At 75.7% G+C, this 24,542-nt stretch carries 27 protein-coding genes; 12 read left to right on the forward strand and 15 right to left on the reverse strand.

From position 1 onward, the window contains the following. Positions 1-21 precede the first annotated feature (21 nt). Positions 22-465: a TIGR03618 family F420-dependent PPOX class oxidoreductase gene (locus ACI784_RS20265; protein WP_456922861.1), complete on the forward strand. Its 444-nt coding sequence runs from the start codon at positions 22-24 to the stop codon at positions 463-465. Between the two features lie 127 nt (positions 466-592). Then, complete coding sequence (locus tag ACI784_RS20270; RefSeq protein ID WP_456922860.1) at positions 593-1,018, forward strand: ester cyclase; 426 nt, start codon at positions 593-595, stop codon at positions 1,016-1,018. 124 nt (positions 1,019-1,142) lie between these two features. On the opposite strand, the gene ACI784_RS20275 is transcribed toward ACI784_RS20270, so the two are convergent. Continuing rightward, positions 1,143-2,861, reverse strand: a complete 1,719-nt coding sequence (locus tag ACI784_RS20275; RefSeq protein WP_457014667.1) for an FAD-dependent oxidoreductase — start codon at positions 2,859-2,861, stop codon at positions 1,143-1,145. Positions 2,862-3,197: 336 nt separating this feature from the next. On the opposite strand from ACI784_RS20275, the gene ACI784_RS20280 reads away from it, so the two are divergent. Next, the gene (locus ACI784_RS20280; RefSeq protein ID WP_456922858.1) at positions 3,198-3,407 is read left to right on the forward strand and encodes a dodecin; all 210 of its coding nucleotides are present in this window, start codon (positions 3,198-3,200) and stop codon (positions 3,405-3,407) included. A 272-nt stretch (positions 3,408-3,679) separates the two neighbouring features. Here the strand turns inward: ACI784_RS20280 and ACI784_RS20285 are convergent, their stop codons facing one another. Further along, complete coding sequence (locus ACI784_RS20285) at positions 3,680-4,666, reverse strand: anti-sigma factor RsbA family regulatory protein (protein WP_456922857.1); 987 nt, start codon at positions 4,664-4,666, stop codon at positions 3,680-3,682. Positions 4,667-4,911: 245 nt separating this feature from the next. Between ACI784_RS20285 and ACI784_RS20290 the strand changes: the two genes are divergently transcribed. Next, a complete protein-coding gene (locus ACI784_RS20290) occupies positions 4,912-5,349 on the forward strand; it encodes an ATP-binding protein (protein ID WP_457014668.1) in 438 nt (145 codons plus the stop codon). Between the two features lie 175 nt (positions 5,350-5,524). Beyond that, positions 5,525-6,730, forward strand: a complete 1,206-nt coding sequence (locus tag ACI784_RS20295; protein ID WP_457014669.1) for an FAD-dependent monooxygenase — start codon at positions 5,525-5,527, stop codon at positions 6,728-6,730. 107 nt (positions 6,731-6,837) lie between these two features. On the opposite strand, the gene ACI784_RS20300 is transcribed toward ACI784_RS20295, so the two are convergent. From ACI784_RS20300 to ACI784_RS20310, 3 genes are all read right to left on the reverse strand, one after another. Beyond that, positions 6,838-7,647, reverse strand: a complete 810-nt coding sequence (locus ACI784_RS20300; protein ID WP_457014670.1) for an esterase/lipase family protein — start codon at positions 7,645-7,647, stop codon at positions 6,838-6,840. A 41-nt stretch (positions 7,648-7,688) separates the two neighbouring features. Next, positions 7,689-8,273 (reverse strand): DivIVA domain-containing protein, encoded by a 585-nt coding sequence (locus ACI784_RS20305; protein WP_457014671.1) that lies wholly within the window; start codon positions 8,271-8,273, stop codon positions 7,689-7,691. Positions 8,274-8,423: 150 nt separating this feature from the next. Beyond that, positions 8,424-9,056, reverse strand: a complete 633-nt coding sequence (locus ACI784_RS20310; protein ID WP_457014672.1) for a LysE/ArgO family amino acid transporter — start codon at positions 9,054-9,056, stop codon at positions 8,424-8,426. A 72-nt stretch (positions 9,057-9,128) separates the two neighbouring features. Here ACI784_RS20310 and ACI784_RS20315 point away from each other — a divergent pair, with 72 nt between their 5' ends. Next, the gene (locus tag ACI784_RS20315) at positions 9,129-10,010 is read left to right on the forward strand and encodes a LysR family transcriptional regulator ArgP (RefSeq protein WP_457014673.1); all 882 of its coding nucleotides are present in this window, start codon (positions 9,129-9,131) and stop codon (positions 10,008-10,010) included. Here ACI784_RS20315 and ACI784_RS20320 read toward each other — a convergent pair whose 3' ends face one another. Continuing rightward, entirely contained in the window at positions 10,011-10,691 is a 681-nt protein-coding gene (locus tag ACI784_RS20320; protein WP_457014674.1) for an MOSC domain-containing protein, read from the reverse strand. 373 nt (positions 10,692-11,064) lie between these two features. Between ACI784_RS20320 and ACI784_RS20325 the strand changes: the two genes are divergently transcribed. Beyond that, the gene (locus tag ACI784_RS20325) at positions 11,065-12,063 is read left to right on the forward strand and encodes an ABC transporter substrate-binding protein (RefSeq protein WP_457014675.1); all 999 of its coding nucleotides are present in this window, start codon (positions 11,065-11,067) and stop codon (positions 12,061-12,063) included. A 28-nt stretch (positions 12,064-12,091) separates the two neighbouring features. Then, a complete protein-coding gene (locus ACI784_RS20330) occupies positions 12,092-12,487 on the forward strand; it encodes a hypothetical protein (protein WP_457014676.1) in 396 nt (131 codons plus the stop codon). 31 nt (positions 12,488-12,518) lie between these two features. On the opposite strand, the gene serA is transcribed toward ACI784_RS20330, so the two are convergent. Together serA and ACI784_RS20340 are read right to left on the reverse strand one after the other, a co-directional pair. After that, the gene (gene serA / locus ACI784_RS20335; RefSeq protein WP_457014677.1) at positions 12,519-13,715 is read right to left on the reverse strand and encodes a phosphoglycerate dehydrogenase; all 1,197 of its coding nucleotides are present in this window, start codon (positions 13,713-13,715) and stop codon (positions 12,519-12,521) included. A gap of 97 nt (positions 13,716-13,812) precedes the next feature. After that, a complete protein-coding gene (locus ACI784_RS20340) occupies positions 13,813-15,312 on the reverse strand; it encodes an APC family permease (RefSeq protein WP_457014678.1) in 1,500 nt (499 codons plus the stop codon). 112 nt (positions 15,313-15,424) lie between these two features. Between ACI784_RS20340 and ACI784_RS20345 the strand changes: the two genes are divergently transcribed. Continuing rightward, positions 15,425-16,582 carry an acyl-CoA dehydrogenase family protein gene (locus ACI784_RS20345; protein WP_456922843.1) on the forward strand — a complete coding sequence of 386 codons (1,158 nt, stop codon included), beginning with the start codon at positions 15,425-15,427 and terminating at the stop codon, positions 16,580-16,582. Between the two features lie 25 nt (positions 16,583-16,607). Here ACI784_RS20345 and ACI784_RS20350 read toward each other — a convergent pair whose 3' ends face one another. From ACI784_RS20350 to ACI784_RS20360, 3 genes are all read right to left on the reverse strand, one after another. Further along, on the reverse strand, positions 16,608-17,477 hold the full coding sequence (locus ACI784_RS20350; protein WP_457014679.1) for a 3-hydroxyacyl-CoA dehydrogenase family protein: 870 nt from the start codon (positions 17,475-17,477) through the stop codon (positions 16,608-16,610). A 94-nt stretch (positions 17,478-17,571) separates the two neighbouring features. Then, positions 17,572-18,480: a dioxygenase family protein gene (locus ACI784_RS20355; protein WP_457014680.1), complete on the reverse strand. Its 909-nt coding sequence runs from the start codon at positions 18,478-18,480 to the stop codon at positions 17,572-17,574. A gap of 76 nt (positions 18,481-18,556) precedes the next feature. Next, entirely contained in the window at positions 18,557-18,913 is a 357-nt protein-coding gene (locus tag ACI784_RS20360; protein ID WP_457014681.1) for a hypothetical protein, read from the reverse strand. Positions 18,914-19,218: 305 nt separating this feature from the next. Between ACI784_RS20360 and ACI784_RS20365 the strand changes: the two genes are divergently transcribed. Next, on the forward strand, positions 19,219-19,497 hold the full coding sequence (locus tag ACI784_RS20365) for a DUF7455 domain-containing protein (RefSeq protein ID WP_457014682.1): 279 nt from the start codon (positions 19,219-19,221) through the stop codon (positions 19,495-19,497). 95 nt (positions 19,498-19,592) lie between these two features. Here the strand turns inward: ACI784_RS20365 and ACI784_RS20370 are convergent, their stop codons facing one another. Further along, the gene (locus ACI784_RS20370) at positions 19,593-20,792 is read right to left on the reverse strand and encodes a PucR family transcriptional regulator (RefSeq protein WP_457014683.1); all 1,200 of its coding nucleotides are present in this window, start codon (positions 20,790-20,792) and stop codon (positions 19,593-19,595) included. A 139-nt stretch (positions 20,793-20,931) separates the two neighbouring features. Between ACI784_RS20370 and ACI784_RS20375 the strand changes: the two genes are divergently transcribed. Further along, positions 20,932-21,234: a DUF3040 domain-containing protein gene (locus ACI784_RS20375; protein WP_457014684.1), complete on the forward strand. Its 303-nt coding sequence runs from the start codon at positions 20,932-20,934 to the stop codon at positions 21,232-21,234. A gap of 288 nt (positions 21,235-21,522) precedes the next feature. Then, positions 21,523-21,792 carry a DUF1876 domain-containing protein gene (locus tag ACI784_RS20380; protein ID WP_457014685.1) on the forward strand — a complete coding sequence of 90 codons (270 nt, stop codon included), beginning with the start codon at positions 21,523-21,525 and terminating at the stop codon, positions 21,790-21,792. A gap of 64 nt (positions 21,793-21,856) precedes the next feature. Here ACI784_RS20380 and ACI784_RS20385 read toward each other — a convergent pair whose 3' ends face one another. From ACI784_RS20385 to ACI784_RS20395, 3 genes are all read right to left on the reverse strand, one after another. Then, entirely contained in the window at positions 21,857-22,675 is an 819-nt protein-coding gene (locus ACI784_RS20385) for a MetQ/NlpA family ABC transporter substrate-binding protein (protein ID WP_457014686.1), read from the reverse strand. A gap of 63 nt (positions 22,676-22,738) precedes the next feature. After that, positions 22,739-23,398, reverse strand: coding sequence for a methionine ABC transporter permease (locus ACI784_RS20390; protein WP_456922834.1), 660 nt, complete (start codon positions 23,396-23,398; stop codon positions 22,739-22,741). Beyond that, the gene (locus tag ACI784_RS20395; protein ID WP_456922833.1) at positions 23,395-24,423 is read right to left on the reverse strand and encodes a methionine ABC transporter ATP-binding protein; all 1,029 of its coding nucleotides are present in this window, start codon (positions 24,421-24,423) and stop codon (positions 23,395-23,397) included. Before ACI784_RS20395 ends, ACI784_RS20390 begins: the two co-directional genes overlap by 4 nt. Positions 24,424-24,542 lie beyond the last annotated feature (119 nt).

Raw genomic sequence — 24,542 nt, forward strand, 5'->3', positions numbered from 1 at the left:
ATCGGTGCGACGCTGCACGGCATGACCGGCCTCGACGACGTCGCCGCCCTCGCCGCGCGCGAGCACCACCTCGCGGTCGTCGCCACGTTGCGGGCCGACGCCACCGTCCAGGCGTCGGTGGTCAACGCGGGGCTCCTCCCCCACCCGGCGACCGGCGAGCGGGTGGTCGGCTTCGTGACCTACGGCCGGGTGAAGCTGACCAACCTGCGCGCCCGGCCGCAGCTGAGCCTCACGTTCCGGCACGGGTGGGAGTGGGCGACGGTGGAGGGGCGCGCGGAGCTGGCCGGGCCGGACGACCCGCAGCCGTGGCTGGACGACGCCGACCGGCTGCGGCTGCTGCTGCGCGCGGTGTTCACCGCGGCCGGCGGCCGGCACGACGACTGGGACGCCTACGACCGGGTCATGGCCGAGCAGCGGCGCACCGCCGTCCTCGTCGCGCCGGGCCGGGTCTACAGCAACCGGTGAGGCCGGCGGGTGCGGGAGCGCCGCCACACCCTCCCGCCCCGGCGGGACGAAGGGCTCTGGGGGCGGCCGGGACCCGCCTGCCAGGGTCCTCCGCGAGGCTGCGGGGGCACGTCACGCAGGAGGAGTCATGACCTCTCCCGCCGAACGGGTCGAACGGGCACGGCAACGGTGGAACGCCGGGGACCTGCCGGGCTACCTCGAGGTGTACGCCCGGGACCTGCGGTTCCACGGCATGGAGCCGGATCCGATGGACAAGCCGTCCGTGACCGCCTTCTACGAGCGCTTCTGGTCGGCCATGGGGGCGCCGGGGCGGCCCAACCCGCAGCTGGACTTCCACGAACACCTCGTCGACGGCGACCTGTACAGCTGCCGGTTCGCCGTGTCCGGCGAGCACCGCGGCGAGTTCATGGGAGTGCCCGCCACGGGCCGGCCGTACGTGTTCGAGGGCATCACGATCATGCGGCTCCGGGGCGACGAGGTGATCGAGCGGTGGACCACCGCCGACTTCCTGGGCCTCATGGTGCAGTTGGGCGCCGTCCCGGCCCCGGCCTGAGCCGCGGACGCCGGCGATCCGCGTGACTCTCGCGGTGTCGTGTCGGCTCTCGCGGTCGTGCAGCACCGCACGACCGTGCGCAGCACCGCACGAGCGCGGTGCCGTCAGCGGTGGGAGCCGGCCCTCACGCGGGGCTCAGGACGGCCGGCTGCCGCGTCGGTTCCCGGTCGGCGGCCTCGGCGGCCCGGTGGGCGAGGGCGATGATCGGGCCGAGGGTGGCCCCGCCGGCCCAGTAGGCCTGGGCGGAGGCGGAGGCGACGCAGTTCCCGACGCCGTAGAGCCCGGGCACCGGCGTCCCGGTGTCGTCGAGGACCTGGCCGTCGGGGCTGGTCCGCGGCCCGCCCTTGGTGTCCAGAGTGCCGCCGGTGACGAGGGCGGCGTAGTACGGGCCGCGGTCGCTGATCGGCCACATGGTCGGGTTGGCCCGCCCGGGCTCGTCGGCGACCGGCCCGTTGAACAGCAGCTGCACCGCCTTCTCGCCGCGGTGGAAGTCCTCGTCGACGCCGCGCTCGGCGAACCCGTTGAAGCGCGCGATGGTCTGCCGCAGGGTCGGGACGAAGTCCGCGTCGAGGGCCAGCCCACCGGTCACGGCCGCGTACCGGCGCAGCCGCTCGGCGATCGCGTCGGCCAGGGCCTCGAGGGTCTCCCCCCGGATGACGTGCGAGTCGTCGGTGCCGGGCGGGACGATCAGCCGGCCGTACTCGTCGCTGGCCGAGTGGTCCTGGCTGTGCTGGTCCCAGATCTGCACCAGCACGAGGTACGGGTACTCGCCCCTGCCGCCGTCCCAGGTGGAGAAGGTCTGGGCCAGCTCGTTGTACTGCAGCTTCTCGTTGACCACCCGGCGGCCGGTCTTGTCGACGAAGACCGTCGAGTCGCCGGCCACGGAGAACATGCCGATCAGGCCCGGGTCACGCGCGACCGCCCGCTCCAGCGGGAGCGGGCACATCCAGGCGGAGTTCATGTTCCGCAGCTGGGCGCCCAGCGGCGCGGCGATGGCGAGGAAGTCGCCCTCGTTGGTGGTCGCCGCACACCCGCCGTAGATGCCCGCGGGCAGGTTGTTGCGCCGCAGGTCGACGTCGTGGGTGAACCCGCCGGTGGCGAAGACGACGGCCTTGCGGGCGGCGATGCGGTGCGTGCGGCCGTCCCGCGTGGTCGCCTCCACGCCGACGACCGCGCCGTCCCGGACGACCAGGCGCTGCACCCGGTGACCGGTGCGGACGTCGACGCCGTCCCGGCGGGCCGCGGCGCTCAGGGACTCGACGGCGACGGCACCGCCGTCTGACATCGACTCGCGCGCACCGAGGGGCACCAGGACCCGCCCGGTGGGCGCCTTGTCCTCGGGGATCTCCGACCAGTAGTCGGGCACCTCGGCGCAGTGCCGGTACTCCAGCGCCCCCCGCTGCGCCAGCAGCTCGGCCGCCGGGGAGGCGCTGGCGTAGATCGCCCGGCAGGTGTCGTACTCCCACTGCGACAGGCCCAGCGTCGGGGACGTCGGGTCGTAGGCGGCGGGCCGCGACAGCCGGGCCACGTAGCGCAGGAAGTCCGGCTCCTCGTCGGCGATCCCCGCCGCGCGCATCGGCTCGTTGGCGGGCACCCAGTACCAGAAGGCCGCCTTGCGGGCGGTGCCGCCGAGCTCGTCGGCCTTCTCCAGCAGCACGACCTCGTTGCCCAGCCAGCGGCTGAACAGCGCGGTGGGCAGGCCGGCCCCACCCCCGCCGACGACGACCACGTCGGCGACGGCGTCGGACGGGCGGTCGTCGGGGACCGGGGCCGCGGACTCGCGGGCCGGCGGGGCAGCGGGCGCCCCGGTCCGGGGAGCGGGGATCTCGTCGGGGAGAGGCATGGGGACCTCGCAGGGCGGAGGGGGTGGCCGCCAGCCCAGCGCGTCCCGCATGCGCGGTCAAGGTGTACGGGCGCGGGACCGGACGACACGGGACCGAATGCCCTGGGCCCGCCCGCGCTGGGGACGACCGCGGACGTGCGCTCTCCCCCGGCGGACCGGAGCGGGGCGGCCGGACCACCGGCCCGGTGCCACGTCGCCTCCCGGATCGTCCTAGCGACGGCGGGGATCGCGGCGGTCACCGCGGTGTCCCCGTCCCGTTCCGGGGGGCCGACCGCGCACCCATCTGCCACGGTGGAGCCCCCGCAGCCGTCCGGGCTGCCTCCCTGAGGAGTTGGGTTGAGCAACCACGTCTACCGGATGAGCGAGATCGTCGGCAGTTCCCCCACCAGCGTCGACGACGCGATCCGCACGGCGGTGCGCAAGGCATCCCAGACCGTGCGGAACATCGAGTGGCTGGAGGTCCAGCAGATCCGCGGCATGGTGGCCGACGGCGACGTCGCGTACTACCAGGTGGAGATGAAGATCGGGTTCCGCGTCGAGGACTAGCCGAGCAGCGCGACGTCGTCCCGGCGGAGCCGCCGGGACGACGTCGCACCCGTCTTCGTGCAACCACCACCATCTCGTCTGCCGGTCCTGCGCCGCCATCGTCGACGTCGACCGCGCGGTCGGTGCCAGTCGTGCCTCACGGCGTCGGACGACGCGGGATACGCGATCGACGAGGCCGAGGTCGTCTACTGGGGCCGCTGTCCCGCCTGCACGACCGGCGCGGCGGGTCGCTGACCGCACCGGAGCGCGGCCGGCCCCGCACCCCGCGGGCGTCAGCTCCAGCTGGTGGACAGCCGGACGCTGACGCCGTGCTCGTCGCGGCGGATGGCGACGTGGTCGCACAGCTGGCGGGCCAGCCACAGGCCCATGCCGCCGTGGGAGAGGTCCGCACCGTGCGCCGGCCCGTAGCCGGCGAAGGGGTCGTCCCAGCCGCGGCCGGAGTCCCGGATGGTGGCCACCAGCCGGCCCGGCGCCGTCCACAGCCGCAGCCCGGCCGGTGCCCGTCCGTGACGTACGGCGTTGGAGGTCATCTCGTCGGTGGCCATCAGGAAGTCCTCGAGGACGTCGCGGGGCCCGTCGACCTCGGCGAGCAGCCGGCGGACGGCGTGCCGCAGGCCGGCGTAGTCGGTGATGTCGTCGTCGGCCAGCGCGGGCGGGGTGTCCTCCAGCGGCTCGGGCGGCACCGGGAGACCGCGCAGGTAGGTGGCCGGGTCGACGAAGTCGGGGCTGGCCTCCCGCCCGCCGGGGCCGACCAGCTGCGGGTGGGTGTGCCGGGCCGAGCGCAGGACCGGCTCGGGCAGGTCCGCCCGGAAGACGCACAGGCCCCACAGCGGCAGCGGGGCGAACGCGGCGTTGATGACCGACTCGTAGGCCTGCCACTCGCGGCGGTCGGCGTCGCTGGCGCCGAAGTCGACCTCGCCCACGACGCGGACCCGCCGCCCGGATGCGGCCTGCTCGTCGGCGAGGCGGCGGAACGCCGTGATGGCCGTGGGCGTGCGGGCGCGGTACAGGGCGTGGCGCTCGAGCACGGTCACCCGGGGATCGGCGCCGACGGCCTCGTGCAGCAGGCCGGCGGTCTCCGGCGCAGCGGCGATCACCGCGGCGTCGCCGGCTGCCAGGCCCGCCAGCAGCCAGGGGGCGGCGACCGCGACCAGCTCGTCCGGAGACTCGTAGACCAGCGCGTCGTGCCGGAACCCCCGCGCCTGGACGTCGACGGCAGCGTCGGCGGTGTCGGCCGCGACTGTTCCGTCCCCGCCCACCGCGTGCTCCCCCCGTCGTGGCCGTCGACCCGCCCGGGTCGTTGCCGAGTGCCTGCCCTGCCACGGTAGCCGCCTCCGACGACCGCGTGCCCGGCGTCGGCGGGTGCCACGCCGCCCGTGGGCGACGTCTCCCCCGGAAAGGGGGAGCCACCGGGAGGTCCGTGCGCGACGGACCGACCGGCAGGTGTGGCCCGCGCGGCAGGGGGAACAGGAACGGCACCGCCCAGGAACGGCAACGGAGCACCGTGTCCACTCCCGCCTCTCCCCCGCCCCGCCCGTGGGAGCCCTCCCCCGCGCCCGAGGCGCAGGAGTGCTGTGCCTGGGACCTCGACCAGCCGCGCCAGCTCGCCACGGCCCGGCGCGGCGCGCGGCGGTGCCTGACCCGCGACCCGGACGGCGCCTCGGCCGAGACCGCCGACCACGTGGTCATGGTGCTCGAGGAGTTGGCGTCCAACGCCCTGCGGCACGGCTCCCCGCCCGCGTCGATCGAGCTGTGCCGGCACGCCGACGGCTGGCTGGTCATCGCCACCGACGCCGCTCCCGAGCGGGTCCCCTCGGTCGCCGTCGACCGGCCGGCCGAGCGGGGCGGCATGGGCCTGCACATGGTCAGCCGGCTCACGGTGCGCCACGGCGTGCACCGCGACGGGCGCGCCAAGACCGTCTGGGCCCTGGTGGCCTCCTGATCGTCGCCCGGCGCACTCCTGCGCCGGGGGTCCGCGGGGGCGGCAGCGGCGATCCGCGTGGGCGGCAACGCCGCGATCGGGAGGCGCGGGGCTGCGCCGCAGGGCAGGCTCGGGTCCGCAGGTCCTGCCCGCTGTCCGCCAGCGCCACCGGATCGCCGAGAGGGAGCGGAACACCATGGTCGCCACGTCCGCCGGCACCCCCCGGATCGCCATCGTCGGCGCAGGGATCGGTGGCCTCGCGGCGGCCGCCTTCCTCGACCGGACGGGGCTGCCGGCCGTCGTCCACGAGCAGGCCCGGGAGCTCACGGAGGTCGGCGCCGGGCTGGTCCTGGCCCCCAACGCCGTGCGCCTGCTCCGCCGGCTGGGCGTGCTGGACGCGCTGCTCGACCGCGCCGTCCCGCTGGACGTGGGCTGGGAGTTCCGCCGGTGGGAGGACGGGCGGGTGCTGTCCGCCGAGGACCTGGCCGGCTCGTGCGAGCGCCTCTACGGCGAGCGGACCTACACACTGCACCGCGCCGACCTGCTCCGCGCGATCGGCTCGGCCGTCCCCGCCGACCGGGTGCGGCTGGGCGCGCGCTGCACGTCGGTCGCGGTGGACGGCGACGCGGTGGTGGTCTCGTTCGCCGACGGCACCAGCACCGAGGCCGACGTCGTCATCGGGGCCGACGGCGTGCACTCGACCGTGCGCGGGGTCGTGACCGAGCCGTCGCCCGCGACGTACTCGGGGCTGTCGGCCTTCCGCGCCATCGTGCCGGCCGACCGCGCCCCCGACTTCGCCCGCCGCCGCGCGCAGACCCTGTGGATCGGCCCCGGCCACCACCTGGTGCACTACCCGATCTCCGGCGGGGAGGCGGTCAACCTCGTGGCGTTCGCCCCGGCCGGGGACTTCACCGTCGAGTCCTGGAGCGCCACCGCGACCGTCGAGGAGTTCCTCGCCGAGTTCGCCGGCTGGGACCCGCGCCTGCAGGAGCTCATCCGGCAGGCCGGCACGCCGGGCAGGTGGGCGCTGCTGGACCGCGCGCCGCTGGAGCGCTGGAGCCGCGGCCCGGTCACGCTGCTCGGCGACGCCGCCCACCCGATGTTCCCCTTCTTCGCCCAGGGCGCCGCGCAGTCCATCGAGGACGCCGCCGTCCTGGCCCGCTGCCTCGCCGACGACCCGCAGGACCCGGCCCGCGCGCTGCAGCGGTACGAGTCGCTGCGGATCGGGCGCACCACCCGGCTGCAGGAGATCAGCCACGCCCGGGCGCACGTCAACCACCTGCCGGACGGCCCCGAGCAGGCCGCGCGCGATGCGGGGCTGGCCGCCGCCGACCCCCTCGTCGCGAGCGGGTGGATCTACGCCTACGACCCGGACACGGCCGAGGCCCGGGCACGGATCTGACCCGGAGGAGCGCCACGGGGGGCGGAGCCACCCGGCGTGGTGGGGGCCGGTGGCCCGGTCGCCGGGGTCACGCACGTGGACGCGGCCGAGCCACGGAGCCACGGCCCTCACGCCACCCGTGGGAGCCGGTCCGCCGCCGGCGACGGCATCGGCACCTCGGCCTGACGCAGGCGCCGGACCAGATCGGTGAGGAGGGCGGGCGCGCGCAGGATGGACAGGTGTCCCTCCTGCGGCACCGCGATGTTGACGGCACCGGGCACGGAGTCGGGCAGCCGGGCCGACCACGGCCGGACGATCGGGTCGAGGTCCGACCAGTACGACAGCCACCTGACCGTGGCCGAGCCCCGGGCGTGCTCGATCGCGCGGAGCAGCGGCGAGCCGGGCCGGAGCTCGGCCGCGACCCGGCCCCGCCCGAGCCGCGCCACGGACGTCCCGCGGTGCGGCGTGGCGATCGTGACCCCGCGGTCCAGGGCGGCGTCGAGCCCCAGGCGCGCCGCGGCACAGCGGAGCACGACACCGCCCAGGCTGTGGCCGACGACGTGGACCCGGTCGCTGCCCGCCTGCCGCATCGCGCCGCGGCAGTCGTCGACGAGGCGGGCGGCGAGGCGGGGGACGTCGGTGGTCAGCGGGTTGAACCGCATGGCGTACACGTGCACGAACCCGGCACGGGAGAGCGCGAGCTCCAGCGGCAGCCAGTTCGACCGGTTCCCGCCGTAGCCGTGGACCAGGACGACCGGGGTGGTCAGCGTCCCGGCCGCCGGCTCGGCGCCCGCGCCGAGGAGCCGGAGTGCGGCCCCGTTGGTCGCCGACGTGAACCCGAGCGGGTAGCCGACCGCGGCCACCGCCAGGGCGGCGAGCTCGCGCAGGACGGCGAGGTGCGCGGGTCCGATGCACGCGGAGGGTCTCCGCTGCCCCACGCGGCGGCCCTCCGGCTCGGGGGAACTGCCCGCAGCCCGGCTCAGGCCGCGCGGGGGCGGGGCTCGCCGGTGGCCCGGACGGAGGACGGCGGCTGCGCACCCACGACCGGGACGCCGGGGCCGACCCGGTCCAGGTGGTCCTGCAGCCACTCCCGCAACGACGTGCGGGCCTCGCGCTCGATGCCGTCCAGCCGGTCGACCTCGCTCTGGAGCTCCGCGCGGCGCACCGCCAGCACGCCGAGCTCGCGCTGGCGGTGCTCCACCAGCTCCGCCTCGGCCCGTGCCCGCTCGGCGTGGGCCTCCGCCAGGATCCGCTCCCGCTCCGCCCGGCCCTCCGCGACGAGCCGTTCCCCCTCGGCAGCGGCGTCGGCGAGCACCTGGTCGGCCATCTGCTCGGCCCGCAGGAGGGTGCGCAGCGCCCGGGCGGCAGCCGCCTCGTCGTCCTGCGGTCGCTCGCCGTCCGCCGCCGGCACCGGCTGGTCGGGCGCCGTGTCCGGCGCCGCTTCGGCAGGCTCGCCGCACGCCTGCTGCAGCCGGTCGAGGAAGGTGTCGACCTCCTCGACGTCGTAGCCGCGGAAGACGATGCGGAACTGCTGGGCCTCGATGTCGGCGGGCGTGATGGGCACGGCGGGCTCCTTCGCGACGAGTCGTGTGGGCGTGTCCTGGTCAGCGAGTGCTCGGAGTCCTCCGGCCGGGCTCGTGATACCTGCGACCGGCGCCGTCCTCCCCCGGCGACCTCCGCCACCCGGGTGCCCGCGCCCCGTCCCGTGCCGGGCTCAGGCCCCGGCGACGCCGCGGACCGCCAGGGAGACGGCGAGGACCGACATGACCACGGCGATGCCCCCGTCGAGGACCCGCCAGGCCACCGGGCGGGCGAACACCGGCCGGAGCAGCCGGGCGCCGAAGCCGAGGCCGGTGAACCAGACGGCGCTGCCCAGGCCGGCGCCCGCGGCGAACTGCCACCGGTGCTCGCCGTACGTGGCGGCCATGGAGCCGAGGAGCACCACCGTGTCCAGGTACACGTGCGGGTTGAGCCAGGTCAGCGCCAGGCACGTGCCGACGGTCACCGCGAGACCGGCGCGCGCGCCGGCGGCATCGGACAGGAGCGCGCCGGGACGCAGCGCGCGCCGGGCGGCGAGCACGCCGTAGCAGAGGAGGAACGCCGCCCCCGCGAAGCAGACCACCGGGATGAGCCACGGCACCCGCGACAGGGCCGCGCCGGCGCCCAGCACACCGGCGGCGATCAGCGCGAGGTCGGAGAGGGCGCACACGGCCACGACCGCGGCCACGTGCTCGAGCCGGAGGCCCTGCCGCAGGACGAACGCGTTCTGGGCGCCGATGGCGACGATCAGCCCCAGGCCGAGCGCCAGCCCGGACGCGACGGCGAGCAGCGCGGGGGTGGTGAGCACACGGTCGACGGTAGGAACGGCGATCCGTGCAGTCCAGCTCATGATCCTGATGCATCATTAGCATCGCTGTCCATGGACCTCGACCTGGGCCAGCTGCGGGCGCTGGACGCGACCGTCCGTGGCGGCACGCTGGAGGCCGCCGCCCGGGCGCTGCACGTCACCCCGTCGGCGGTCAGCCAGCGGTTGCGCGCCCTCGAGGTCGCGACCGGCCGGATCCTGCTGGTGCGGACCAAGCCGGTGCAGGTCACCGGGTCCGGGCAGGCGGTGCTGCGGCTGGCCCGGCAGGTCGACCTCCTCACCGCCGACGTCGCCCGCGAGCTCGGCGGGGAGCCCGCACCCGAGCGCGTGCCCACGCTGCCCGTCGCCGTCAACGCCGACTCGATGGCCACCTGGGTGCTGCCCGCGCTGGCGCCGCTGGCCGGCGAGGTGTGCTTCGACCTGTACCGCGAGGACCAGGAGCACACCAGCGCCCTGCTGCGCGCCGGCACGGTCATGGCGGCGGTGACCGCCGACGCCGACCCGGTGCCCGGCTGCACCTCCACCCGCCTGGGCGGCATGCGCTACCGGCCGATGGCCACCCCCGGCTTCGCGCGGCGCTGGTTCCCCGGCGGCCCCACTCCGGAGGCGCTCGCCCGCGCCCCGGTCGTCGTCTTCGACCGCAAGGACGACCTGCAGCACCGCTACCTGCACGCGCAGGCCGGCGCCGGCGTCGCCCCGCCGGTGCACTTCGTGCCCGCCTCGGCGGACTACGCCGCCGCGGTCGGCCTCGGCCTGGGCTGGGGCATGGTGCCCGACCTCCAGGCCCGCGGGCTGCCCGCCGAACTGGTCGAGCTGGACCCGACCGCCGCGGTGGACGTCGTCCTGTACTGGCAGCAGTGGCGGCTGCGCTCCCCCACCCTCGACCGGGTGCGGGAGGCGGTGCTGGCCGCCGCCGGCCGCGACCTGGATCCCTGATCAGACGGTGCGGACCGGTGCGCCGAGGCGGATCTCCCCGTCGGTGAGGACGTCGGCCCGCAGGCCGCCGCGGTGGATCAGCGGCCGCAGCACCCCCGGGCCGCTGAGCCGGTCGAGGTGGACGCAGGGCTCGCACGGCCGGCGCCCCTCGCACAGCACGTCACCGATGCGGAAGCGCCGCCCGACCAGCGCGTTCACGTCCAGCCCGCGGGTGAGGACGTTGCGCCGGGTCCCCGCGAAGTCCGGGCTCCGGCCGGCGGCGGCGAACTCGTCGAGCACCTCGGCCGCCATCAGGGTCAGGTCGTACCCGGGACGCCTCCCGGCACGGGGGCTGAACGTGCCGGCTCCCGCGGCGTAGCGGTCGCCCTCCAGCCCGCGGCCGGCACGGGCCCGCGCGACCGTCAGCAGCTGCATCGGGGCCTCGGCCGCCGGAGCCACGGCGAGGCCCTCGACGGTGCCGTGCAGGTCCGCGCCGGCCGGCGGCCGGTGCAGGACCGGGTCGAGCGAGGCGACGGCGTGCGCCTCACGGATGCACAGGTCCGCGGTGGCCCGGCCCAGCAGCGCGGGCGCCTGCGGGCTGAGGACGACGCCCGGGGGCGTGCCGAACGCGACCACGGCCACCGCCGCGCCGTCCGGGCCCTCGACGACGGCGATCCACCACCCGGCCCACTGGAAGCGCACCGGGTCGGCGACGGCACCAGGCCCGAGCCACGCCCGGCCAGCCAGGTCCGCCAGGAACCGAGGGCGGACGCCAGGTCGTCCCCGGGGGGCGGCAGCTCCGCCACGGGGACCTCGGTGACCGACGCCAGGCAGGCGGCGAACCCCCGGGCGAGCGCGCCCGCGGCGGGTCCGGGGGGGAGCTCGACGTCGATCACCAGTCCTCCAGGAGTCCACCGGCCCACGGCACCTCCGCATCGTCCCGCGCCCGGTCCGAACAGGACTTCCGGGGACCGGAACGTCGCGGAGGGCGCCGTGACGGCGGTCACTATGGTGCTCGGCGAGCCGCCACGGTCCCCCAGCTCGGACGGGACGGGCATCGAGTCGAGGAGAGCACGTGAGGATCAGCCGTTCCGTCCGGCGAGGTGTCCCGGTCGCCCTGGCCGCCGTCCTGCTGGTGGCGTGCGGGGGTGGGGACGACGAGGCCGCGACCGGGAGCACGGAGCTGAGCCCGGAGGACCCGGTGTCGATCCTGGTCGGCACGCTGCCGATCCCGGACAACGCCCCGCTGTTCCTGGCCATCCAGGAGGGCTACTTCGCCGACGAGGGGCTCGAGGTCGAGACCCAGATGGTCGCGGGCGGCTCGGCCGCGCTGCCGGCGATGGTCGCCGGCGACCTGCAGTTCAGCAGCTCCAACTGGACCACGGTGCTCCAGGCGGCCAGCCAGGGCCTGCCGGCACAGATGGTCTGGGAGATGACCGGCCCCAAGGAGGGCGTCAACGGGATCATGGTCGCGGGGAACTCCCCGGCCCAGACCCCCGCCGACCTGCAGGGCCAGCGGATCGCGGTCAACACCCTCGCCGGCCTGGTCGAGCTGCAGGTCCGGGAGTGCATGGCCGCCGGTGGCCTGCAGGAGGGTGACTTCGAGCTCGTCGAGATCCCCTTCCCGGACATGCCGGCGGCCCTCCAGCAGGGCAACGTGGGCGCCGCGTTCATCGGCGAGCCGTTCACCACCCTCGCCGAGGACCAGGGGGCCCGCGTGGTCGCCGAACCCAGCAGCAGCTGCGGTGAGCGGGTCGCCGAGATGCCCGTCATCGGCTTCATGACCACGTCGCAGTACTCCGCGGAGAACCCCGAGGTCACCGCGGCGTTCGCCCGCGCCCTGGAGCGCGGTGCGGAGCTGGCCGAGTCCGACCCGCAGCAGGTCGTCGACATCCTGCCGACCTACACCCAGCTCACCCCCGAGCTGGCCGCGCGCATGACCCTGCCGGCGTGGCTGGAGGACCGGGCCCCGAGCACCGAGCGGGCCGAGGTGACCCAGGAGTCGATGATCGAGTTCGGGTTCATCGACGAGCCGGTCGACGACCTCGACGCGCTGATCGCCCCCGTCGACTGACCCCGTGCGGGGCGCCGGACCCCCACCCGTGGGCGTCCGGCGCCCCCGCGCGGAGGCCGGATTCCTGTCGTACCTCCGGGCCACGCTGGACCTGTCGGACGGCATCGGCGCCGTCGCCATCGCAGGCAGCGAGCGCGGCACCGGTGGTCCGGGAGGAGGCGAGGACGAGATGAGGACGTACGACCCCGCGGACGGCATCACCTACGTCCACCTGGCACCGGTCCCCGCCCGTCCCGCCGCGCCGCCGCAGGTCCACGACGAGTGCCGGCGGCTGCCCGCCGGCTACGCGAACGCGTCCCTCCAGGCCGTGCTCGGGGCGCCGACGGCGCCCGGCCGGCGCCCGGCGCTCGTCGTCCTCCCCGGAGGGGCGGCGCCGGTCGAGGGTCCCGCGCCCGCGCCGCCGGCACTGCGCCTGGCCCGGTAGCCCGTCGGGGTGGGCGGCAGGCCGGGAGGCCTCAGCGGAAGGTGGTCAGGCGGACGGTCTCGGGCAGCGCCCGGAGCGCCTCCAGCAGGGCCGGGGGCATGGCGTCGCTCACGTCGGTCACCACGTAGCCGAGCTCGCCGCGGGTGGCCAGCACCTGGCCGTCGACGTTCAGGCCGTGCTCCCCGACCAGGGCGTCGGCACGGGCCAGGACGCCCGGCACGTTGCGGTGCAGCAGTGCGAAGCGGCCCCCGGACGACCCGTGCAGGGCCACCGCGGGCAGGTTCACGCTCAGCGTCGTCGTCCCGGTGCGGGTGTAGTCGGCCAGCTTCCCGGCGACGAACCGCCCGATGTCGTACTGCGCCTCCTGCGTGGACCCGCCGACGTGCGGGGTGAGGATGACGTTGGGCAGCCCGCGCAGGACGGAGTCGAACGGGTCGCCCTGCTCGCGCGGCTCGTCGGGGAAGACGTCGACCGCGGCGCCGGCGATGTGGCCGCTCTCGATGTGCTCGCGCAGCGCCTCGTGGTCGACGACGAACCCGCGGGAGAGGTTGAGGAACAGGCTGCGCCGGCGCATCCGGGCGAACTGCTCCGCGCCGAACAGCCCCGCGTTGCCGGCCCGCCCGTCGACGTGCAGCGTCACCGCCTCGGCGCGCTCGAGCAGCTCCTCCAGGCTGCCGCAGGCCTCGGCGTTGCCCAGGGCGAGCTTGTCCTCCAGGTCGTAGAACAGCACCCGCATGCCCAGCGCCTCGGCCAGCACCGACAGCTGGCTGCCGATGTTGCCGTAGCCGACGATGCCCAGCGTCCGGCCCCGGACCTCGTGGCTGCCCTTGGCCGACTTGTCCCAGATGCCGGCGTGCAGCGCGCGGTCGCGGTCGTTGAGCCGCCGGGCCAGGCTGATGATCTCCGCGATCGCCAGCTCCACGACGCTGCGGGTGTTGGAGTACGGCGCGTTGAACACCGCCACCCCGGCCCCGGCCGCCGCGGCGAGGTCGATCTGGTTGGTGCCGATGCAGAAGGCGCCCACCGCCACCAGTTCCGGATGGGCCTCGACCACGGCCTTGGTCACCTGCGTCTTCGACCGGATGCCCAGCAGGTCGACGCCGTCCAGCGCGGCGGTCAGGTCGGCCTCGTCCAGCGCCCCCCGCAGCGCCTCAACCTCGTAGCCCGCCGAGGACAGCGACTCCACCGCCACCGCGTCGATGTTCTCCAGCAGCAGCGCCTTGGGCATGTCGAACCGTCCTCCGTGAGTTGCGCGTCGGACCGATCCTCCCAGTTGCGCCCGGGGCGTCCGGTGGCGGTCGGGCCGGCGTCCGCCGGGACGGCGCTCAGCGCAGGTCCGCGTCGACCTCGACGCGGTCCCCGGCGATCCCGGGCCGCTCCCGCCAGAACCGGGCGTCCCTCGCCCGCCAGGCCAGCATGAGGACCACCCCGGCGAGGGTGATGCCCACGCCGATGACCAGCGGCGGGCCGACGCCCAGCCAGGCCTGCCCGGTGTAGGAGTTCGCCGGGTCGGACATGTCGCGGACCGCGAGCACCAGCAGCCAGATCAGCAGCCCCGCCCCGGCCAGCGGACCCACCCCGATGAGCAGGAACGACGACACGCTGCGGGTCAGCTGCCGGCGGTGGTAGACCGCGCAGGCGATGCCGGTCAGCGCGTAGTAGAAGGCGATCAGCAGCGACAGCGCGGTGATCGAGTCGAACAGGGCGTCCTCGCTGAGCAGGCTGACCACGACGAACCAGACACTGGCGATGCCGCCCACCCACCACGTCGACACGTCCGGGGTGCGGTGCCGCGGTGAGACGTGGCCGAGGCGGCGCGGGAACGCGTGCCGCCGCGCCATCGACAGCCCGGTGCGCGAGGCCGGGATGATCGTGGTCTGGGTGGAGGCGATGGCCGACGTGGCCACGGCCAGCAGGACCACCCAGTCCCAGCCGCCCAGCACCTCGGTGGACAGCAGCGCGAAGATCGCCTCCTCCTCGTCCGCGTTCTGCGCGAGGTGCCCGGTGCCGGCGAAGGCGAGGACGGCGACGGCGACACCGACGTAGGTGACCAGCAGGACGACCGTGGAGGCGATCGCGGCCCGGCCGGGGGCGGACGTCGGGTCGCGGGTCTCCTCGGTGAGGTTGACCGCCGACTCCCAGCCCCAGTACGCGAACACCCCGAGCAGCAGCCCCCCGGACAGGGCCGCCCCGCCGGCGCCGAACGGGTCCAGCCATCTCCAGCTCGGGTCGAGGCCGCCGAGCGGGCTGTCGCCGGTGACCCCGCGGACGATCGCCACCGCGGCGAAGACCAGCAGGGCGAGGCTCTGGGCGATGATCAGCCCGTTCTGCAGGCGCGCCGACAGCTCCGTGCCGAGCACGCAGATCCAGGTCATCAGCAGGATGAGCGCGACGGTCAGGACGAGGACGACGGCCGTGTCGTCGGCCGGCGCGTCCAGGCCCAGCGTCCGCAGCGTGAAGACGACGCCGACCTCGGCGAGCGACCCGATGACCAGGACGCCGGTCATGGTGATCGCCCATCCACCCATCCAGCCCGCCCACGGCCCCAGAGCCCGCGTCACCCACGAGAACGTCGTCCCGCAGTCGGGGTCGACCCGGTTGAGCGCGGCGAACGCCGAGGCGATCAGCAGCATCGGCACGAACGAGGCCAGCAGCACGCCGGGGGCGTGCACCCCGGTGAGCGCGACCAGGGCGCCGATGACCGCCGCCAGCGAGTACGCCGGCGACGTGGACGCCAGCCCGATCACGAGGGCGTCGACGGAGCCGATGGCGCCCGGGCGGAGGGTGGCCCCCGGCTCCGGGCGGGCGGCGGGGTGTGCGCTCATGCGACGGTTATCGCAGGTGCGGGACGCCGCGCCGACGGGGGGCTCCCCGACGCGGCCGCGCGGTCGCTCCCGGGGAGGAGTGACGGCGCCCGGCGCGGGCTACGACCACGGGGTGGACGAGACCGACCTGGACCAGTTGCGCGCCCGCACCCGTGCACTGTGCGCCCGGTTCCCCGACGAGTACTGGCGGGAGACCGACCGCGACCGCCGCTACCCGCAGGAGTTCGTGGACACCCTGACCGCCTCCGGGCTGCTCGCCGTCCTGATCCCCACCGGGTACGGCGGCGGCGGGCTGGGGCTGACCCAGGCCTCGGTGGTCATGGAGGAGATCAACCGGTCCGGCGGGCACTCGGCCGCCTGCCATGCCCAGATGTACACGCTGGGCGCCCTCCTGCGGCACGGCAGCGACCGGCTCAAGGACGCGTACCTGCCGCTCATCGCCACGGGTGAGCTCCGGCTGCAGGCGTTCTCCGTCACCGAGCCCGCCGCGGGTTCCGACACCACCAGCATCGCCACCACGGCGGTCCGCGACGGGAACGACTACGTGCTCACCGGGCACAAGAACTGGACCAGCCGGATCGTGGAGTCCGACCTCGCGCTCGTCCTCGCCCGCACCAGTGAGCGGGGCGCCGACCGCACCCGCGGCCTGACCCTCTTCCTCGTCGACCTGCGGCAGGTGCGCGCCGAACAGCCGGACACCCTCGAGGTCCTGCCGGTGCGCACGATGTTCAACTACGCCACCAACCAGGTCCTCTACCGGGGCGTGCGCGTGCCGGCCGACCACGTCGTCGGCGAGGTCGACGCCGGCTTCCGCTACGTCATCGACGGCTGGAACGCCGAGCGCATCCTGCTCGCCGCCGAGGCCATCGGCGACGGCTACTGGTTCGTCGAGCGCGCCGTCGCCTACGCCAACGAGCGGGAGGTGTTCGGCCGGCCGATCGGCGCCAACCAGGGGGTGGCCTTCCCCCTCGCCGACGCCTACATGAAGGTGCGCGCCGCCGACCTGATGCGCTACCAGGCCGCGCGGCTGTTCGACGCGGGCGAGCCCTGCGGCGCCGAGGCCAACATGGCCAAGCACCTGGCGTCGGAGGCCAGCTGGGCCGCCGGCAACGCCGCCCTCGACACGCACGGCGGCAACGGGTTCGTCGACCAGTACGACGTCGAGCGCAAGTTCCGCGAGACCCGCCTGTACCAGGTCGCGCCGATCAGCAACAACATGGTCAAGGCCTTCGTCGCCACGAAGGTGCTCGGGCTGCCGCGGTCCTACTGAGCGGGTCCGGGCGGCACGCTGGGCCTCACCCGTAGTCGTCGTAGAAGCCACGGCCGCTCTTGCGCCCGAGGCGGCCCTGCTCGACGTACTCCCGCACCAGCCGCCGCGGCCCGTCGGGGATCCCCTCGCGCACGTCGGCGTAGTGCTCCTCGATGGCCAGGACGACGTCGAGCCCCACGACGTCCATCAACCGGAACGGCGGCGTCCCCGGGCGGGTGAACAGCTGCCACATGGCGTCGACGTCCTCGGGGGTGGCCACCCCCTCCTCGACGACCATGAGGCACTCGCGTTTGATGGCCGCCCAGATGCGGTTGAAGATGAACCCGTCGCTCTCCCGGCGCACGCGGAAGGGCACGAGCCCGTACCGGGGCAGCCACTCCACCAGCGCGTCGATGACCGCCGGGTCGGTCCGGCCGCAGGACATCAGCTCCACGGCGTTGTGCTCCGGCGGGGACTGGAAGTGCGTGTTGAGCACCCGCTCGGGGCGCGTGACCTCGCCGATCACCTGCCGGGTCGGGATGGACGACGAGTTGCTGGCGAGGACGGCGTCGGGCTCGGCCAGCCGGTCCAGCTCGCCGAAGACGGCCGTCTTCACCTCCACCCGCTCCGGGACCGCCTCGACCGCCAGCCAGACCCCGGCCACGGCCTCCCCCAGGTCGGCGACCGCGGAGACCGTCCCGCGTCCCGGGTTGGCCAGTCCGAGGATCCGGTGGACGTCCTCGACCGAGGCCGCGGCGGAGACCCGTGCGGACTCCCGCTGCTCGGCCGAAACGTCGGTGAGCCGCACGTCCGTGCCACCCGCGGCCAGGACGGCCGCGATGCGGCGGCCGAGGCTGCCGGCGCCGACGACGGCCACCGGCCGCCGATCGGCGTCCTCGGGGAACACGTAGCCCATCGCGGGCCCTCCTCGCAGTGGTCGGGCCCCCAGCCTCGCAGCGCCCCCGGTACGGCGCGCGCGGGACCGCGCGACCGCCGAGCGGCCGCGCCGCTCAGGCGGCCTGGAAGGAGCGCCGCGAGAAGCCGACCGCGTACCCGTCGAGGGTCGTGGTGACCGGCGCGCCCGGGTCGGTGGCCGCGCCCAGGGTGACGAACAGCGGGGTGAAGTGCTCCACCGTCGGGTGCGCGTACGGCATCCCCGGCGCCGCGGTCCGGAACCGGGCGAGCTCGGCGACGTCGCCACGGGCCAGCGCGTCGGCGGCCCAGGCGTCGAAGTCGGCCGACCAGCCGGGGACGGCGTTGTCCAGGAACATCTCCCGGATCAGGAACGGCAGGCCGTGGGTCATGTGCCCCGAGCCGACGACCAGGACCCCCTGCTCGCGCAGCGGGCGCAGCCGCCGCCCGAGGGCGAGCAGCCGGTCGGGGTCGTCGGTGGGCAGGCTCAGCTGCAGCACCGGGACGTCGGCGGCCGGGTACATGATCTTCAGCGGGACCCAGGAGCCGTGGTCCAGGCCGCGGCGGGCGTGCTCGTGCACCTGCTCGGTGTCCGGCATCAGCCCGACGACCTGCCGGGCCAGCTCACCGGCGTCGGGGGTGTCGTAGCGGAACGAGTGGTACAGCGGGTCGAAGCCGCCGAAGTCGTAGACCAGCTCCCGCGGCCGGGGAGCGCTGACCGACAGCGGAGCGGACTCCCAGTGCGCGGACACCACCAGGATCGTCCTCGGCCTCGGCAGGGACCGGGCCCAGTCGTGCAGCGGGTCCAGCCACTCGGGGCTCTCGAACGGCAGCGGGCCACCCCCGTGGCTCAGGTAGAGGCTGGGCAGCGGCCCGTCCTCCGGCGTCCACGGCCGGTGCGGCTCCGCCGCCTCCGCGGCCGCGGTCCGGCGCAGGTGCGCGGCGAACGGGTGCTGCGCGGGGATGCGGCTGTCCGCGGCCGCGGTGGTGGAGACGGTCGTGGTCATGGGACTCCTTCGTCGACGCCCGGCGGCGCCGCGGTGGCGGCAGGCCACTCCACTGTCCGTCATTCATGTTGAGAGTTCAAGTATCACTGCGACCCGACCGGTCACCCGGTCGGCGGGCCGCCTGCGCCCCCCCGGAGATCTCGCCCGGCACCGACCAGGTCGAGGCCGACCCCCGCTCGCCCAGCCGGGGCCAGTACCGCCACAGCACCCACGCGACGGCGGTGGCCACAGCGAGCGCGACGGCGACGGCCGGCACGCCGAGGAGGACCAGCAGGATCGCGAGCCAGAGGACGACGACGGCGGCGGCGCACCCGTCGTCCAGACCGCGGGGACCCCTCCGGCGCGGGGGCGGCGCGGGCCGCGGCTCCACGGCCTCCTCCGCCCAGAACCGCTCGACGTCGTCCCACACCCGCCGCTCCTGATCGCTGAGCACGCTCGACCTCCTCCTCTGCCGGCCCCGAGCGTCTCCGCCGGCGACCGCGCCGGGCCACGGCGCACGTCGGCGACGTACGACCTGCCGTCGCTGCCGGTCGTCGGCAAGCTCGTCCGTCGGCCCACGACCGTTGCCGACCGTCGGCAAGCCTCCGCGCCCCGGCTTCCCGACGACGCCCCTGGCCGGCCGGGCGCCTGCCCAGCAGGGTCGGGTCGGGACGTGGACCCGGCCGGACCGCCCGACAGCGCGCGGCCCGCGACGTTCCCGGTGACCGAGACCGATCGACCCCGAACCGGAGGACCCAGGTGCCCACCGCAACCGCCCACGAGCACGCCCGAGGGACGACGGCTCCCGCCGGCCCGCTGACGCTCGCCGACCGCTGCGACGCCCCCGCGGTCGTGGGCGGCCCGAACGGCAGGACCGGCCGGGGCTCCTGCGGCGCGCAGGCCTTCATCCGCGCCGTCCTGCCCGGCGGCAACGACCTGCTCTTCTGCGCCCACCACGGCCGGGAGCACGAGGCGGCCCTCGCCGCCGCCGGGGCGACCGTCCACGACGGGACGGACGCGATCAACGCCTCGCCGTGACCGCCACCGGCGTGCGGTCCGTGGCCTCTGGCGGGGGCGGCGGAGGCGCGGGCACGCACCCGGCTGCAGCAGCGCGCGGCCGCGGCGTCCGGTGGTCAGGGGTCGGCGGGCAGTGGCCGCGCCGGCCACTCAAGGAGCCGGGCGCCCAGCACCGCGGCGTGCAGCGAGAACCGCTGGTCGGGCCGGGACACGCTGAGCCCGGTCAGCTGGGCGACCCGGGCCAGCCGGTAGGTCACGGTGCGCACCGAGACGTGCAGGCGCCGGGCGGTCTCGGTCGCGACGTCGCCGGCGTCGAAGTACGCGAGCAGGGTCTCCAGCAGCACCTCGGCGCCGCCGCGGCTGTCCCGCAGTGGGCCGAGCACGTCGTGCACCAGGTCGACGACCGCCGCCTGGTCGCGGCCGAGCACCCGGTACACCAGGAGGTCGCGGGCGTGGACCACGTCCGCGTCGAGGCCGAGCCGGTCGGCGACCACCAGCGCCTCGCGGGCCTCCTCGTAGGAGCGCGCGACACCGTAGGCGCCGGGGAACGCCCGCCCGGCCGCCACCCGCCAGCGCCGTGTGCCGTCGACCCGGTCGAGCTCGGCGTGGATGACCGCGCCGAGGTCCGCCGTGCGCGCGGACGGGGCCGCCGTCCCGGCCGGCACGACCACGACCACGCGGCCGTCCTTGGTGGCCACGAGCACGTCCCGGTCGCCGAACCGGTCGACGACGACCCGCTCCAGCACGACGGCGGCGCGGTCGACCGGGCCGCCGGACCCGCGCGGGACGGCGAGGGCCACGTGGTGGGACCTGCCCAGGTCGATGCCGAACGGCTCGGCGCGCTCGACCATCCGCGCGACGTCGGCGTCCCCGCGGAGCAGGTCGTCGACGAACTCCGCGCGCAGCGCCTCCTCGTGGCGGATCATCTCGCGCCGCTCGGACTGGTGGCCGTCGACGAGCACGCCGACGGCGTCGTCGAGCACCCGCAGCACCGCCTCCGCGGCGCGGCGCACCTTCTCCGGGTCGCTGGAGCGCACCACGACGGGCAGCTGCCGCCACAGCCGCCACGACGCCGACAGGTACAGGTCGACCGCGCGGCGGGCGCCGACCCCCTGCGCCGCGGCCCGCCGCCCCAGCTCGCGGACCGCCTCGAGCTGCCACGCGTCGGGACGGCGCCCGGAGACGGCCGCGTCGGCCAGCATCGGCAGGTAGCCGCCCAGCAGCTCCACCGGGGCCTGACAGGCCGACGCCGCCGACGCCGCGACGGGTGTCAACCAGTCGTCACCCGCTGTCCCGGCCTGCCGGTCGGTCGCCATCGCCCCTCCCCCACCGCGCCGCTCCCTCCCCCGAGCGTTGCCGATCGTCGGCAAGGTGGGCAAGCGCCAGGTGACCGGGAGCTGCCCTGGCCGGGGTTCCCGCCCGGCGGGCATCGTCGAGGTCAGCAGGAGGTGGACCGTGCTGAGCAGTCACGAACAGCGGATCTGGGACGACATCGAGCGGTGCTACGCCGCCGAGGCCGAGGAGCCCGTCCTGCCCGGCGTCCGCTCGACGCGCCGGCGCCGCCTCGAGGGCCGCGGGCTGGACGACCTGCCCGCCGTGCTGGTGGCCGGCATGTGGAGCGCGCTGCTGCTGGCCATCTTCGGCGCCATGGTCACCGCTCTCGCCATCGGGGCGGCCACGGCGGTGGGCTGGCTCCTGTGGCGCTACTGGCCGCTGCTCCGGAGCGAGGAGACCGACCCGGCGGCCCGGCCCGGGTGACCCGGCGCGGACCACGAGCGCGGAGGAGGCCGATCGGCTGCGGCCGCCGGCGCGTCGCCGGGGAGGCGGCGACGTCCGGCACGTCCTGACGGGGACGTCGGTCCCTCCCCGTGGCGCGTCGGGCCGCGCAGCGTGACCCCGTGACCGAGAGCAGGCGGGTGCTGGTCGGCTACGCCACGGCCGCCGCCTCCACCCGCGGCACCGCCGAGGCCCGCCGTCCCCGCTGACCGGCACGGGCCCCGGCTGCGCCGAGCCCCGGGAGCCGGACATCGAGCGAGGGAGGACGAGATGGGCCGGACCACGACCTGGACGGTCGACATCGAGATCGACGAGCACGACGGACACACCCGTGCGGTGGCGCGGCTGCGCACGCGGGACGCCGAGGCCCTCACGGGTGTCGGCCTCGCCCGGCTGGACCCGGCCGACCGCGACGTCCCGGAGATCGGGGACGAGATCGCGGTCGCGCGGGCACTGTCGGACCTGAGCCACCGGCTGCTCCGGACCGCGAGCGAGGACGTCGAGCAGTCGACGGGCACACCGGCCCACCTCACGATGTGAGGACCGCGGGCCCCGGCGGCAGCGGGCCGGCCGGACGGGCGGCCGGCCCACTGCTGTCGTGCGCTCAGAAGGCGGGGATGACCGCGCCCTCGTAGGTGTCCTCGATGAACTGGCGGACCTCGTCGGAGTGGATCAGCTCCTCGAGCTGCTGGATCCGCTCGTCGTCCTCGTCGCCGGCCCGGACGACGACCAGGTTGGCGTTGGGGTTGCCCTCGGCCTCCTCCAGCGCCAGGGCATCCTCGGCCGGGACCAGGTCGGCCTCGATGGCGTAGTTGCCGTTGATCACCGCGATGTCGACGTCGGCCAGCGACCGGGGCACCTGCGCGGCCTCGACCTCGGAGATCTGCAGGTCCTTCGGGTTGTCCTGGATGTCGAGGGACGTCGGGGCGGCGTCCCCGGTGTCGGCCAGGGTGATCAGGTCGTTGGCCTCGAGCAGCCGCAGGGCGCGCGCGGCGTTGGTCGGGTCGTTGGGGATCGCCACGGTGGCGGAGTCCGGCAGGGCGGCGAGGTCGGTCAGCGACTGCGAGTAGATGCCCAGCGGCTCGATGTGCACCGGCTCCAGCGCGGTGAAGTCGTAGCCGGCGCTGGCCACCTGCTCCTCCAGGTACGGGACGGTCTGGAAGTAGTTGGCGTCCAGCGACCCGTCGTCGAGGGCCACGTTGGGCTGCACGTAGTCGGTGAACTCGACGACGTCGAGGTCCAGGCCGGCGTCGGCGGCGAGGTCCTCGTCGATGAAACGGAGGATCTCGGCGTGCGGGACCGGGGAGGCGCCGACCCGCAGCGGCTCGTCGGCGGCGGACAGCTCGGCCTCGCCGCCGCCGCAGCCGGTGAGCAGCACGGTCGCCGCGGTGGCGGCCAGGAGCACGGTGGAGCGGGAGCGCATGACGGTGGTTCTCCTTCGGGTGGTGCGGCGGGTGCCGGCGGCCCGACGGCCACCGGCGAGGGGTCATACGTGGGCCAGGCTGCGCGCCCAGCGGTCACCGGCCCACTGCAGGGCCTGGACGATGACGAGCAGCAGGACGACGGTGCTGAGCGTGATGTCGGTGCGGAACTGCTGGTACCCGAAGCGGATCGCGAAGTCGCCGAGCCCGCCGCCGCCGACGGCACCGGCCATCGCCGAGTAGCTGATCAGCGCCACGACGGTGACGGTGGCCCCCGCGATCAGCGAGGGCCGCGCCTCGGGCAGCAGCACGGTGCGGACGACGTCCCGGCGGCGGGCGCCCATCGACAGCGCCGCCTCGACCTTGCCGGGGGCGACCTCGCGCAGGCTGGTCTCCACCAGCCGCGCGAGGAAGGGGACGGCGCCGATGGTCAGCGGCACGATCGCCGCGGTGGAGCCGATCGTGGTGCCCACGATGCCGCGGGTGACCGGCGCGACGAGGACCAGCAGGATGATGAACGGCAGCGCGCGGCCGAGGTTGACCACGAGCCCGAGGGCGCGGTTCAGGGTGGGCCGCGGGGCCAGCCCGCCGGGCGCGGTGACCGTCAGCAGCACCCCGAGCGGCACGCCGAGGAGCACGGTGACCAGCGCGGCGACGCCCACCATGTAGAGGGTCTCGCCGGTGGCCTCCATCAGCTGCGGCCACACGCGGCTCCAGTCGCTCATCGCCCGGCCCCCGCACCCGCGGTCACACCCGGGTGCACCTGTTCGACGAGGACGCCGTCGTCCCGCAACCGGCGGACGGCGCCGTCGAGCCGGTCGAGGTCCCCGGTGACGCGCAGCAGCAGCCGGCCGTAGCGGCCTCCGGCGACCGTCTCCACCGAGCCGCCGGCGACCTCCACCGCGAGGCCAAGCTCCCCGACGAGGGTCTGCAGCACGACGGTCTCCGGGGTGCGGTCGGTGACGGTCACGCGGACCAGTGCCCCGCCGTGCCCGGCGCCGGCGTCGGCGACGGGGGCCGGCAGCAGGGCCTCGCCCAGCGGCGAGTGCTCCCGCGTGAGGACGTCGGTCAGCCGGCCGCCGTCGACGACCCGGCCCCGTTCCAGCAGGACGGCGCTGTCGCAGACGGCCTTGACCACGGCCATCTCGTGCGTGATGAGCAGGACGGTGAGGCCCAGCTCGGCGCGGACCCGCCGGAGCAGGTCGAGCACGCCGGCGGTGCTCGCCTGGTCCAGGGCCGAGGTCGCCTCGTCGCAGAGCAGCACCCGCGGGCGGCCGGCGAGGGCCCGGGCGATGGCCACCCGCTGCTTCTGCCCGCCGGACAGCTGCCCGGGGTGCGCGCCGGCCCGCTCGCCCAGTCCGACGAGGTCCAGCAGCTCCAGCGCGCGGCGCCGGCGCTCGGCCCGGCCGACGCCGGCCAGCTCCAGCGGGTGCTCCACGTTCTCCGCCGCCGTCCGGGAGTCCAGCAGCTCGAAGTGCTGGAAGACCATCCCGATGGAGCGGCGGGCCTCGCGCACCCGGTCGGCGGGCAGGTCGGTGAGCACCTGCCCGTCCACGGTCACCGACCCCGACGTCGGGCGCTCGAGCAGGTTGACCAGGCGCACCAGGGTGCTCTTGCCCGATCCGCTCGGGCCGACCACGCCGGCGAACTCACCGGCCTCCACCCGCAGGCTGACCCCGTCGACGGCGACGACCTCGCCGGCCCGTCCCCGGGCGGGGAACACCTTGCGGACGTCGTGCAGTTCGATCACGGGAGCGGGTCCTCGGGGAGCGGGTCGGGCCGGGCAGGGCTGCGCGGTCGCGCAGGGGCTCGGCGCGACGGCGTCCGGCCCCGGGTGGACGGGGCGGCGCAGGGACGTCAGCGACAGAG

The sequence above is a fragment of the Geodermatophilus sp. SYSU D01186 genome (genome assembly GCF_054050215.1).

What these genes read in the sequence shown, in the direction of transcription:
- ACI784_RS20370 (WP_457014683.1), bottom strand. Translation starts at nt 20,792, where the DNA reads ATGGCGACCGACCGGCAGGCCGGGACAGCGGGTGACGACTGGTTGACA.
- ACI784_RS20380 (WP_457014685.1), top strand. Translation starts at nt 21,523, where the DNA reads ATGGGCCGGACCACGACCTGGACGGTCGACATCGAGATCGACGAGCAC.
- ACI784_RS20270 (WP_456922860.1), top strand. Translation starts at nt 593, where the DNA reads ATGACCTCTCCCGCCGAACGGGTCGAACGGGCACGGCAACGGTGGAAC.
- ACI784_RS20385 (WP_457014686.1), bottom strand. Translation starts at nt 22,675, where the DNA reads ATGCGCTCCCGCTCCACCGTGCTCCTGGCCGCCACCGCGGCGACCGTG.
- ACI784_RS20265 (WP_456922861.1), top strand. Translation starts at nt 22, where the DNA reads ATGACCGGCCTCGACGACGTCGCCGCCCTCGCCGCGCGCGAGCACCAC.
- ACI784_RS20355 (WP_457014680.1), bottom strand. Translation starts at nt 18,480, where the DNA reads ATGACCACGACCGTCTCCACCACCGCGGCCGCGGACAGCCGCATCCCC.
- ACI784_RS20275 (WP_457014667.1), bottom strand. Translation starts at nt 2,861, where the DNA reads ATGCCTCTCCCCGACGAGATCCCCGCTCCCCGGACCGGGGCGCCCGCT.
- ACI784_RS20295 (WP_457014669.1), top strand. Translation starts at nt 5,525, where the DNA reads ATGGTCGCCACGTCCGCCGGCACCCCCCGGATCGCCATCGTCGGCGCA.
- ACI784_RS20350 (WP_457014679.1), bottom strand. Translation starts at nt 17,477, where the DNA reads ATGGGCTACGTGTTCCCCGAGGACGCCGATCGGCGGCCGGTGGCCGTC.
- serA (WP_457014677.1), bottom strand. Translation starts at nt 13,715, where the DNA reads ATGCCCAAGGCGCTGCTGCTGGAGAACATCGACGCGGTGGCGGTGGAG.
- ACI784_RS20340 (WP_457014678.1), bottom strand. Translation starts at nt 15,312, where the DNA reads ATGAGCGCACACCCCGCCGCCCGCCCGGAGCCGGGGGCCACCCTCCGC.
- ACI784_RS20315 (WP_457014673.1), top strand. Translation starts at nt 9,129, where the DNA reads ATGGACCTCGACCTGGGCCAGCTGCGGGCGCTGGACGCGACCGTCCGT.
- ACI784_RS20390 (WP_456922834.1), bottom strand. Translation starts at nt 23,398, where the DNA reads ATGAGCGACTGGAGCCGCGTGTGGCCGCAGCTGATGGAGGCCACCGGC.